Here is an 11,193-nt window from a genome sequence, read left to right as displayed (position 1 = left end):
GAATACTAATCGGTCGAGGGCTTATCCTACGAACATTCGCTCGGATGTTCAACTTCGGATCAAGATCAGCTAAACAAGACCTTCGCAAAGGTTCGTATCCAGTTTTCAGGGCGTAAGTTGACCTGATTATTACGGCTGCCTCAGTCGTGATGGACAAGCAGTACTTTGAGGCAAATGTGTGGCGGTGTAGCTCAGCTGGCTAGAGCATTCGGTTCATACCCGGAGGGTCGGGGGTTCGAGTCCCTTCGCCGCTACCACACCTATATGGAGGCTTAGCTCAGCTGGGAGAGCATCTGCCTTACAAGCAGAGGGTCGGCGGTTCGATCCCGTCAGCCTCCACCATAATTTTTAAATGCGGAGCCGTGGTGTAGTGGCCCAACATGCCTGCCTGTCACGCAGGAGACCGCGGGTTCGAATCCCGTCGGCTCCGCCATTTAACTAAACTGTAAGGCTCGGTAGCTCAGTCGGTAGAGCAGAGGACTGAAAATCCTCGTGTCGGCGGTTCGATTCCGTCCCGAGCCACCATTTTCTTGTGGAGGGCTAGCGAAGTGGCCAAACGCGGGAGACTGTAAATCTCTTCCTCACGGTTCGGTGGTTCGAATCCATCGCCCTCCACCATTCCTTTAAAGTAAGAGCCATTAGCTCAGTTGGTAGAGCACCTGACTTTTAATCAGGGTGTCGTAGGTTCGAGTCCTACATGGCTCACCATTTCATAAACCATTCACCTGTAGGTCATTGACCTGCAGGTTTTTTTGTTGTTTTCTGCACAATATTACATGGGAAGTCAGAGTATTTCATACTGCTGCGGGTAAACTGAACACAAAGGGCTGTTCAGGGGGTTACACACAGAGATGAGATACGTATTAGCTGCCGTGCTTTGTTTTGCGATTGTTGCTGTATTGGTGCCGATTTTGAGGAAATACGCCATTCGTATGGGATTTGTAGACAAGCCATCTTCGCGTAAAATCCATCGTACCCCCATTCCGCTGATGGGCGGAGCTGCGCTTTATGCCGGGATCGTAATAACCTTGTTTATATTCCAAGGTGCAACCCCGCTAAGCATGACGATTAGTATTGGCGGCTTGATCCTGGTCATCATTGGTTTAGCGGATGATGCGGCGAAAGCGAATGGAGCAGAATTCCCCGTGTGGCCGCGGGTGCTGGTTTATTTGGCTGCGGCGATCCTGCCGTTGTTCTTTGGGATTCGAATCGAGGGACTGTCGAGCCCGAACGGTTTGATTCATTTTCCGACATGGCTCGGGATAATAAGTTCAATTATATGGGTGTTTGCACTGATCAATATGATTAATTTCATTGACGGTGTGGATGGACTTGCTTCAGGTGTTTCGACATTATCTTCATTAACTTTATTTATAGCCGCGCTGTTGAAGCATCAGCCATCAACTGCAATGCTCGCCGTTATTCTGGTTGGAGCCTGTTTGGCATTCCTGATTTATAATTTCTATCCGGCAAGAATCTTCATGGGGGATGCCGGTGCGGCCTTCCTCGGCTATGCACTGGCTGTTACTGCGGTCGATGGTGCTTTCAAGAGCGCGACGCTCGTTACCGTAGCTGTACCTCTGCTGGCGCTTGGCGTGCCTATATTGGATACAGCAGTCGTCATGCTCCGCAGACTGCTTTCCGGTAAAGGACTACATCGTGCAGACAAGCTGCATACTCACCATGTGTTGATGCGCTGGGGGTTAACCCAGATTCAAACCGTATCCTTTATCTACCTTATTGCGGCGCTTTTCTCCTTATTATCCATTGTTCTACTGCTTGCCTTAAGCTGAAATAGATCCCAATCTATGGTACAATGTCCCAAGAAGAAACAGCTTTCGCCATCAACATATGGTGGTGATATCCATTTCTTCCTAGAATATATAAGCGAAGGATGTCAGCACTTATACTTCCTTATATAATAAAGCGCATTTCTGCGTGGATAGGATAGGGGCAAGCCGATGAGTGAAGCAAAATGGATAGCGCAATTGCAAACTGTTCTGGATTGCCCGGTCCGTGAGCATCAATTGCCAATGCAAGATTGGAGAATGCTGGCCGAAGATCGGACAAGCACAGAAGAGCAATCATCACTTAAAAATAATTCGGTTTCCATTGGCGATTATGTCCATGGTACCGAAGGTACAGTTTGGTTCGTCATGAATGTTAATTTGCATACGGTCGATCTGCTTGAAATCGAGCGGAGTCAGCTGTCTGAGAAGGAACAGCGTCTTATCAGCTGGACGTTATCCGAAATGCTTGCCGTACGCTCTAAGAGCTACGAAGGCGTTACGGAATCTGAGCGGTATGCGCGAGAACTCGGTGCTTGGATTGATGAGCAGCTGGACTCCGCTGAGCCGAAGCATTCGCTGCCTGAACGATTAATTGCACGGGGAAGATTATTCTCTTCCATGATCCCGTTCATGCTCGTCTGCGAGCAGGCCGAATCCGGGCGCTCAAGCTACAGCGAATTGGAGAAGCTGCTGCGCACGTTCCTTGCGGAAGAGGTCATTATCATTCCGCTTAAGGAGCAGGAGTGGCTTGTACTTGGGCCGGTTTCGCTTATCCACGAAGCCCAGTCCGAAGAACGCGATGATGAAGAAGAGGAATCCGTCGAGGAAAGCTTGGCTTCCATCGTCAATGGTTTGAATGAAATGCTGACCAGCGAGTGGATGGGGGAGTGCCATCTTGCTGTATCTCAGCCGATCTCTCCGGCTAATTCATTAGTTGGAACGACTGCACTGCTGCGTGAAACCGTTCACCTTGGGAGAACATTTCATATCGGATCCAATATTCATTTGCCATGGCTGCTTCATTTAGAGCGTCTGTTAAACACCATTCCTGAAACGCACCGTCTTAAGTTTGTAGAGCAAGCGTTGAAACGTACGGATGCTTTTCTAGACCCGGAGATCTTAACGACGTTGGAAACCTTCTTCAGTCTAGACTGCAATGTAAGCGAAACCGCGAAAAAACTCTATATTCATCGGAATACACTTCTGTACAGACTCGATAAGCTAAAACAGGAGACAGAACTCGATGTTCGGCAGTTCCGTGATGCGGTATTAGTCAAAATTATTTTACTATTGTATAAAGTGACGAAAAGGTCGTAGTTTTTTTGTAAAGTATGTGCATAGTCATTAGGACAGCACTGATATACACTAAGGTTATTGAATTACACTATTTCTTTTAGGGGGAAATACAATGGCTGGTGTACGCTTAGAGCACGTTTACAAAAAATACGCGGGAACTGATCTCGCTTCCGTAAAAGATTTCAACCTCGACATTAAAGACAAAGAATTTTTGGTTCTTGTCGGTCCATCGGGTTGCGGTAAATCCACAACACTTCGGATGATCGCAGGTCTGGAAGAAATCTCCGAGGGTAAACTGTTCATCGGCGAGCGTCTTGTTAATGACGTTGCCCCTAAAGACCGCGACATCGCGATGGTATTCCAATCCTACGCTTTGTACCCACACATGAACGTATACCAAAACATGGCTTTTGGTCTTAAACTTCGTAAATTCAAAAAAGCGGAAATCGACAAACGTGTTCGTGAAGCCGCTAAAATTCTTGATATCGAGCATTTGCTTGACCGTAAACCAAAAGCATTGTCCGGTGGTCAACGTCAGCGTGTTGCCCTAGGCCGCGCAATCGTTCGTGAACCACAAGTATTCTTGATGGATGAGCCGCTTTCTAACTTGGATGCTAAACTTCGTGGTCAAATGCGCGCGGAGATCTCCAAATTGGCTAAACGTCTTGAAACAACTGTTATCTACGTAACGCATGACCAAATCGAGGCAATGACAATGGGTGACCGTATCGTCGTTATGAAAGACGGTATCATTCAACAAGCTGCTTCCCCGGAAGAGCTGTACAACCACCCAGTTAACATTTTCGTAGCAGGCTTTATCGGCGCTCCTTCGATGAACTTCATCACGGGTACGCTTAGCGAAGCTAACGGCGCTATTCGCTTCAAATCGACTGGTATCGACGTTCTTGTTCCAGACGGCAAAGCACAACAATTGAAAGATAAAGGCCTTCTTGGTAAAGAAATCATCCTTGGTATTCGTCCTGAGGATCTTCACGAAGAGCCTGTGTTCCACGAGGCTTCCCCGCAAACAATCGTGAACGCTCACGTTGAAGTTGCTGAGAACCTTGGTCACGAAATGTTCTTGTACCTGAACGGTCTTGGCAAAGACACAGTTATCGCTCGTGTTGACGGCCGCTCCGGCGTTAAAGAAGGTACAAACGTGAAGCTTGCTCTTGATATGAACAAAGTTCATGTCTTCGACAAAGAGAGCGAACTGAATGTATTTGAAGTATAAGATAAGGCGCTGAGCCTTTACTGACAACCGCCCGAATTATCGGGCGGTTGTTTTTATTTGTTATTTCCGATACGATAACGATATCTGGTTAATTAATCTAACAACTCGTAGCTGGCTGCGATTTTGAGGAGGCCGAAATAGTGGCTAAGAAAGTGAAAGTGTCCGATCTGGTAAGTCAATTTCAGCTCGAAATACTAAGTGGAGAAGACGGACTCCGCCGCAGCATTACGCTAGACGATTTATCACGCCCAGGTCTTGAGGTAGCAGGTTATTTCGACTACTATCCGAAGGAACGCGTACAAATTTTGGGGAAAACCGAAATTACGTTTATGGACACGCTTAGCAAACAAGAACGTGTGGATCGCATGGAACGTTTATGCGATGATGAAACGCCATGTTTCATTATCACTCGTGGGATGGAGGCGCCGGCCGAGCTGCTCGAGCAATCGAATTTGAAGCAAATTCCGGTACTTCGCAGCAATGCGGCTACGACGATTTTTTTAAGCCGCATTACCAACTTCCTTGAACGGAAACTGGCACCGTCGGCTACTATTCATGGTGTTCTTGTCGACGTCTATGGCGTCGGTATGCTCATAACGGGCGGCAGCGGGATTGGTAAGAGCGAGACAGCGCTTGAACTCGTGAAGCGAAGCCATCGCCTTGTAGCGGATGATGCTGTTGAAATTCGTCAAACCTCCGATGGACAATTGCATGGTACGGCACCTGAACTTATTCGCCATTTACTTGAAATTCGCGGTCTGGGTATTATCAATGTCATGACGCTGTTCGGCGCGGGCGCTGTTCGCAACATGAAGAAGATCAGTGTAGTTATCAAGCTCGAGAACTGGCAAGCGGACAAGCAGTATGACAGACTCGGCTTGGATGAGGAAACAACGAGAATTATCGATACGGATGTACCGATCGTTACAGTCCCGGTTCGTCCGGGCCGAAACTTAGCGGTTATTATCGAAGTGGCTGCGATGAACTTCAGATTGAAACGGATGGGCTACAATGCGGCGCTGCAGTTTACGAATAAGCTGACGGAGACCATTGCCGAGGATTCCGATGATTTTGATTGATTCTCGTAGATACAAATGAACATGAAGTCTGATTGAAGATCGAAAATGGAGAGAGAAGGAGCCGTTGACGCATGTATGGATTACGTTTAGATCCGATTGCTTTTTCGCTGGGCCCTATTACTGTGCATTGGTACGGTATTATCTTGGGAACGGCAGCGCTTGTGGGATTGCTGCTTGCAGTTCGCGAAGGTAAGCGATTCGGGTTATCGCCGGATTTCTTCATGGATTTACTGCTGCTTGGTGTACCGTCTGCTATTCTAGGCGCGCGGATTTATTTTGTAGCGTTCAAGTGGGACGAGTATAAGGGCAATCTACTTGATTTCTTCAAGATTTGGAATGGCGGCATTGCGATATTCGGAGCGCTCATAGGCGCTTTCATATGCGGTATCATTTATTTCCGATATAAGGGCTACAGCTTCTGGAGAATCGCGGATATCTGTGCGCCATCGCTTATTGCAGGTCAGATGATTGGTCGTTGGGGAAACTTCGTCAATCAGGAAGCGTATGGGGGACCCGTTGAAGAGAGCTTCCTGCGTGACACGCTTCATTTGCCGAGTTGGATCGTAAACGAAATGAATGTTGGCGGCGTATTCCACCATCCGACATTTCTATACGAATCGCTTTGGAACCTGCTTGTACTGGTAGTGCTGCTTGTCCTTCGCCGTCGTCCGTTCTTGCGGGCGGGTGAACTGCTGATGACTTACTTTATCGGGTACTCCGTCGGACGTTTCTTCATTGAAGCGCTGCGTACAGACAGCTTGGCTTTCCATGGCGCTTCGTGGGCGGCTTCCGTTATGAATGCATTATGGTCCCCAATGGGTCTGGTTTTCGATCAAGGTTACTTGAATCCTGCAGAGGGCAACATTCGGATTTCGCAACTGATATCGTTATTGCTGATCATCGCTGCGATTGCAATGATCATCGGACGCCGTACTACGGGAGAAGCAAATGCTCATTATAGCGATCCGGTTATCAATTACAAAACCGGTTTACCGGCAGGCGCAACACCTGAGAAAAAGGTTGATCGTACGGGATTGGATAAGGAATCCGCCGGGGGTCACGGAGAATCGACATTAAAGGAGTAATTAACAATCGCATGGCAGCAGTAGTGAAAACAATGTTGTTTGACTTAGACGGCACGATTATGGACACGAATGAGCTGATCATTCAATCGTTCTTGCATTCCCTTAAAGGAATTGTTCCTCCTGAGTTTGATCGGGAGCATATTATACCAAGCATGGGACAGCCGCTTACGATGCAGATGCAGCTGTTCTCAGGCCGTGAAGATGTTACGGACCTCGTTGCAGCTTACCGTGAAATCAATCTTCAGATGCATGACGATTATGTATCGGCATTCCCACAGGTAGTGGAAGTGTTCGCAAAGCTCCATGAAGCTGGGATAAAGATCGGAATCGTTACGACCAAAATGAGATTGACGACGGAGCGAGGGTTACGTTATGTAGGCTTGTACGATTACGTAGAGCCGGGCGCGATCGTAACGATTGAAGATGTTGAGCATCCGAAGCCGCATCCGGAGCCGGTTCTGAAAGCATTAGAAGCAATAGGCGCTGATCCGGCGACGACATTGATGGTTGGCGATAGTGTTGTCGACATCGAAGCTGCTGAGGCGGCAGGGGTTATCTCCGTTGGCGTGGCGTGGTCACTGAAGGGTGAAGCGAAGCTGAAGGAAAGCGGTGCGCGTCATGTGATTCATAACATGCGCGAGCTGTATGCATTCGCGGGATTGGAGTAGAGCACCACTTGAGAAACGTTGAGCGTTATCCGGTAGAAGGGCCTAATGCCCTGTGGCAAGTATACCGTACGGTCAGCAGATTTAAGGCCGTACGGAATTTTATCTTCATCCAGATAGCGCGTTATTGTCCCTCATTGCCAGTGAAAAATTGGATTTATCGGCATGTGCTTGGCATGAAGGTAGGGCGCCACTGTGCGTTTGCACTTATGGTAATGGTGGACGTGTTCTTCCCGGAGAAGATCAGTATCGGGGAGAACTCCATCATCGGCTATAACACGACGATATTGACGCATGAGTATTTGATCAAGGAATACCGCCTTGGCGAGGTTCGAATCGGTTCGGGTGTCATGATCGGTGCGAACACTACGATTCTTCCCGGCGTTGTCATCGGAGACGGCGCAGTTGTCGCGGCCGGATCGGTTGTTCATAAGGATGTGCCGCCCGGAGCTTTCGTCGGTGGCAATCCGATTGCGGTTATACGCAGTGGGATGGATCAAGGTACATAATGGCACTCTTTGCGGGTCAGAAACGGAGAGCGATGCTCTCCGTTTTTTCTATATCTACAGGCTTCGGCAGTTGGATACAACCGGTTGCAGGTGTATTGACGAATAGGGGGACGCGTGGTATTATTACGACTAATCCTTTATTTTGGCAGTATGGTAATATGGTAACACGTTAACTAACTAAAGCATTGTGGGTGAAAATAGAATGTCTAAACCGAAGGTATTTGAGAAGCCGATTGGCGTGAAAGATTATTTGCCTCATGCCGTCACGAAGCTGAGACAAATCGAGAATCAAGTGCTTGCCTGCATGAGCTCTTGGGGATATGAACAAATCATGACCCCTACTATGGAGTATTACGATACAGTCGGTGTCGCCAGTTCGACCTCCGACCAGAAACTATTCAAGCTGCTTAACAATCGCGGTACGACGTTGGTGCTTCGCTCCGATATGACGGCGCCGATTGCACGTGTCGTTAGTTCCGTATTGAAGGATGCGCAGTTCCCTGTGCGTCTCTCTTATCATTCCAATGTGTTCCGGGCGATTGAAGAGGAAGCCGGCCGCGAGGCGGAGTTCTTCCAAACAGGCGTTGAGCTTGTCGGAGACGCTTCCCCTGAGGCGGATGCCGAAGTGGTCGCGCTTGCGATCGCATCGCTTAAAGCAGCAGGCGTGAACCGTTTCAAGATAGCCATCGGGCATGTTGGCTTCCTGAACGGTCTGTTCGAGGAAGCATTGCCGGGGCAGGTGGCTGCTCAAGAAGAGCTGAAGGCGTATTTGCTCGGGCGCGATTATGTCGGGTACCGCGAGGGCCTGCGGAAGCTGACGCTGCCTGATGCGATGCGCAGCGAGCTCGAAGGCATCACTCGTTTGCGCGGTGGGCAGGAGATTTGCAGCCAAGCGATGGCGCTTAGCCTCGATCAAACGGCGCAGGCTTCGATTCAGCATCTCTGCGAGATGTGGGATGTGCTTGAGGCGTATGGCGTGTGCGAGCATGTATTGATTGATTTAACGATGATTGGCGATTTTAAATACTACACCGGCATGACTTTCGAAGGCTATGCGGCGGATCTTGGATTCCCGGTAGCGAGCGGCGGCCGCTATGATAACTTATTGAAACAGTTTGGTCGTCCTGCGCCTGCAACAGGTTTTGCGCTTAAGACCACGCGAATTCTGGAGCTTATCGGGGACAATGCAAACGAAGCGAGAACGGAACGCGTACTGATTGGTTATGATGCTGCCGGCCGTGCTGCGGCGCTCAATAAGGCGCGTGAGCTGCGTGAAGAAGCGGAAACGGTTAGCAGCGGGAACAGTGGCGATGCGATCGTAGTGGTGACGGCGAAAATGGACGGGGCTGACGCTCAGCAGGCTGTGCTTGCTGCATCGGATTCGGTCGACGGACAGGTGAACTACAAAGGCGTCACGTTTACGAAGCTGTTGACGTTCTTCGGCGGCGCACAGGGAGGGACTTCAAGATGAGCAACGGTATATACACCGGCGATACATCGGGACGCGAACTGCTCAAGGTCGCGATGCCGAAGGGGCGTATCTATAAAGTAGCATCGAATCTGTTTCGGGAAGCAGGCGTGCCGATCCCAAGTGATTTTGACGACACGCGGAAGCTTATTATCGAACTGCCGGAGCTGGGCATGTCCTTCATCATGGCGAAACCCGTCGATGTACCGACCTATGTCGAGTACGGCGTCGCGGATATCGGCATCGTAGGCAAGGATGTGCTTATGGAAGAAAATAAAGACGTCTATGAGCTGCTTGATCTTGGTATCGCCAAATGCCGCATGTCCGTTATCGGACTGCCGGATTGGAAGCCGGTCATTCAGCCTCGTGTGGCGACGAAGTATCCCAATGTGGCCTCGCAATATTTTCGCGAATTGGGGCAGCAAGTGGAAGTGATCAAGCTGAACGGCTCTATTGAGCTGGCGCCGCTCATTGGGCTTGCTGACCGTATAGTCGACATGGTCGAGACGGGGCAAACGCTTCGCGAGAACGGACTCGTGGAGATGGAGACGATTTTTGGCATTACAAGCCGGCTAATTGCCAACCGTGTCAGCTACCGAATGAAAAATGATGCGATTCAAAGCCTGTGTGATAAGCTGCAGACTGCGATTGCGGCTAAAGCAGGCGTATAGATAGCTAGAGATCGGCCGCTAAGCGTAATCAAAGGCGCTTATGCGGCGGTGAAGTGAAAAGGAGCGGGTGGCGTTATGCGGAAGCTGCGTGCGGAGCAGTTTGGATTAACACGTAAGGTGGACTACGGCTCACCGGAGCAAAATGAATCGGTACGCCAAATCGTAGATGCGGTACGTACCGAAGGAGATGCGGCTTTGCTGCGTTACACAGAGCAGCATGACCGCGTAAAGCTGGACGAGTCGCAGCTGCGTGTCACGGATAGCGAGATACAAGCCGCTTATGATCGCGTGGATGAGGGCTTTCTGACGGCGATTCGTGAAGCGGCGGCGAACATTCGGAAATTCCATGAGAAGCAAATGCGCCAATCATGGGTAGATGTGCAGCCGGACGGTACGATGCTGGGACAATTGCTTAGACCGCTTAAGCGTGTTGGTGTCTATGTCCCAGGCGGGAAAGCAGCTTATCCGTCTTCGGTGCTTATGAACGTCATTCCGGCACAGGTTGCCGGTGTACCGGAAATCGTGATGGTGACGCCTCCGGCAACGGGCGGTAAAGCAGGAATCGATCCGTATATTCTTGTAGCGGCTGCAGAAGCAGGTGTGAAAGAAATGTACCGCGTTGGTGGTGCGCAGGCAGTAGCGGCTCTGGCTTATGGCACAGCGACGATTCCGCCGGTTGATAAAATTTGCGGACCGGGCAACATCTACGTAGCTCTCGCGAAGCGTTCGGTATATGGCGTTGTCGCGATCGACAGCATCGCCGGACCGAGCGAGATCGTTGTATTGGCCGATGAGACGGCCGACCCTGCTTATGTGGCCGCGGATCTGCTGTCGCAGGCCGAGCATGATGAGATGGCGTCTGCGATTCTTGTAACGACATCGGAAGCACTTGGCGATGCAGTCGCTATTGAAGTTGAGAGGCAGCTGGCGCTGCTTCCCCGCGAAGGCACAGCTAGGCAGTCCATTGACGGCTACGGCGCCATTCTGATCGCCGAAACGATGACTGAAGCGATCGACGCGGTGAACCGTATGGCACCGGAGCATTTGGAAATTATGACGGCAGAGCCGATGGCGCTGCTCGGCCGGATCGAGAACGCCGGTGCGATCTTCGTCGGACCGTACAGCTCGGAGCCGGTCGGCGATTATTATGCCGGTCCGAATCATATTTTGCCAACGAACGGCACGGCTCGATTCTCGTCTCCCGTGAATGTGGATGACTTCGTGAAGAAGTCCAGCTTGATTTACTATAGCAAGGATGCATTGCTCGCTAATGGCGATAACATTATGACGCTTGCCCGCCATGAAGGGCTCGAGGCGCACGCTAGGGCGATCGAAATTCGACTGGAGCGGGAGCGTAACGCTTAATCTAGGCATTCGTGATGAACATCATCGTCAA

General features: G+C 50.1%; 10 protein-coding genes and 6 tRNA genes. All 16 read left to right on the top strand.

Translation table 11 applies throughout. The features are described 5' to 3' along the window. Positions 1-180: 180 nt before the first annotated feature. The 16 genes from AC50Y3_RS29545 (at position 181) to hisD (ending at position 11,162) form a co-directional block, all read left to right on the top strand. Positions 181-257 (top strand) — tRNA-Met (locus tag AC50Y3_RS29545). Between the two features lie 9 nt (positions 258-266). After that, positions 267-342: transfer RNA gene (locus AC50Y3_RS29540), tRNA-Val, on the top strand. A 14-nt stretch (positions 343-356) separates the two neighbouring features. Further along, positions 357-433 (top strand) — tRNA-Asp (locus AC50Y3_RS29535). 16 nt (positions 434-449) lie between these two features. Beyond that, positions 450-525, top strand: a tRNA-Phe gene (locus AC50Y3_RS29530). A 9-nt stretch (positions 526-534) separates the two neighbouring features. Further along, positions 535-618 (top strand) — tRNA-Tyr (locus AC50Y3_RS29525). A gap of 14 nt (positions 619-632) precedes the next feature. Continuing rightward, positions 633-708: transfer RNA gene (locus AC50Y3_RS29520), tRNA-Lys, on the top strand. 143 nt (positions 709-851) lie between these two features. Further along, the gene (locus AC50Y3_RS29515; protein WP_494822233.1) at positions 852-1,793 is read left to right on the top strand and encodes an MraY family glycosyltransferase; all 942 of its coding nucleotides are present in this window, start codon (positions 852-854) and stop codon (positions 1,791-1,793) included. Between the two features lie 168 nt (positions 1,794-1,961). Beyond that, the gene (locus tag AC50Y3_RS29510; RefSeq protein ID WP_494822232.1) at positions 1,962-3,107 is read left to right on the top strand and encodes a PucR family transcriptional regulator; all 1,146 of its coding nucleotides are present in this window, start codon (positions 1,962-1,964) and stop codon (positions 3,105-3,107) included. 91 nt (positions 3,108-3,198) lie between these two features. After that, a complete protein-coding gene (locus AC50Y3_RS29505; protein ID WP_091225587.1) occupies positions 3,199-4,320 on the top strand; it encodes an ABC transporter ATP-binding protein in 1,122 nt (373 codons plus the stop codon). Between the two features lie 140 nt (positions 4,321-4,460). Beyond that, the gene (hprK, locus tag AC50Y3_RS29500; protein WP_091225588.1) at positions 4,461-5,399 is read left to right on the top strand and encodes an HPr(Ser) kinase/phosphatase; all 939 of its coding nucleotides are present in this window, start codon (positions 4,461-4,463) and stop codon (positions 5,397-5,399) included. Between the two features lie 71 nt (positions 5,400-5,470). Continuing rightward, on the top strand, positions 5,471-6,484 hold the full coding sequence (gene lgt, locus AC50Y3_RS29495) for a prolipoprotein diacylglyceryl transferase (protein ID WP_494822231.1): 1,014 nt from the start codon (positions 5,471-5,473) through the stop codon (positions 6,482-6,484). Between the two features lie 11 nt (positions 6,485-6,495). Continuing rightward, positions 6,496-7,152: a pyrophosphatase PpaX gene (ppaX, locus tag AC50Y3_RS29490; protein WP_494822230.1), complete on the top strand. Its 657-nt coding sequence runs from the start codon at positions 6,496-6,498 to the stop codon at positions 7,150-7,152. 8 nt (positions 7,153-7,160) lie between these two features. Then, positions 7,161-7,658 (top strand): acyltransferase, encoded by a 498-nt coding sequence (locus tag AC50Y3_RS29485; RefSeq protein ID WP_494822229.1) that lies wholly within the window; start codon positions 7,161-7,163, stop codon positions 7,656-7,658. Between the two features lie 202 nt (positions 7,659-7,860). Beyond that, entirely contained in the window at positions 7,861-9,129 is a 1,269-nt protein-coding gene (locus AC50Y3_RS29480) for an ATP phosphoribosyltransferase regulatory subunit (RefSeq protein ID WP_494822228.1), read from the top strand. Continuing rightward, positions 9,126-9,797: an ATP phosphoribosyltransferase gene (gene hisG, locus AC50Y3_RS29475; RefSeq protein WP_494822227.1), complete on the top strand. Its 672-nt coding sequence runs from the start codon at positions 9,126-9,128 to the stop codon at positions 9,795-9,797. Before AC50Y3_RS29480 ends, hisG begins: the two co-directional genes overlap by 4 nt. Positions 9,798-9,872: 75 nt before the next feature. Continuing rightward, positions 9,873-11,162 carry a histidinol dehydrogenase gene (gene hisD / locus AC50Y3_RS29470; protein WP_494822226.1) on the top strand — a complete coding sequence of 430 codons (1,290 nt, stop codon included), beginning with the start codon at positions 9,873-9,875 and terminating at the stop codon, positions 11,160-11,162. The last annotated feature ends 31 nt before the right edge of the window (positions 11,163-11,193 follow it).

It is taken from the genome of Paenibacillus sp. J22R98 (genome assembly GCF_059383835.1).
This window is presented reverse-complemented; position numbering and strand designations above follow the sequence as displayed.

Coding starts and splice junctions, on each gene's coding strand:
- AC50Y3_RS29515 (WP_494822233.1), top strand. CDS start 852: ATGAGATACGTATTAGCTGCCGTGCTTTGTTTTGCGATTGTTGCTGTA.
- AC50Y3_RS29510 (WP_494822232.1), top strand. CDS start 1,962: ATGAGTGAAGCAAAATGGATAGCGCAATTGCAAACTGTTCTGGATTGC.
- AC50Y3_RS29505 (WP_091225587.1), top strand. CDS start 3,199: ATGGCTGGTGTACGCTTAGAGCACGTTTACAAAAAATACGCGGGAACT.
- lgt (WP_494822231.1), top strand. CDS start 5,471: ATGTATGGATTACGTTTAGATCCGATTGCTTTTTCGCTGGGCCCTATT.
- ppaX (WP_494822230.1), top strand. CDS start 6,496: ATGGCAGCAGTAGTGAAAACAATGTTGTTTGACTTAGACGGCACGATT.
- AC50Y3_RS29480 (WP_494822228.1), top strand. CDS start 7,861: ATGTCTAAACCGAAGGTATTTGAGAAGCCGATTGGCGTGAAAGATTAT.
- hisG (WP_494822227.1), top strand. CDS start 9,126: ATGAGCAACGGTATATACACCGGCGATACATCGGGACGCGAACTGCTC.
- hisD (WP_494822226.1), top strand. CDS start 9,873: ATGCGGAAGCTGCGTGCGGAGCAGTTTGGATTAACACGTAAGGTGGAC.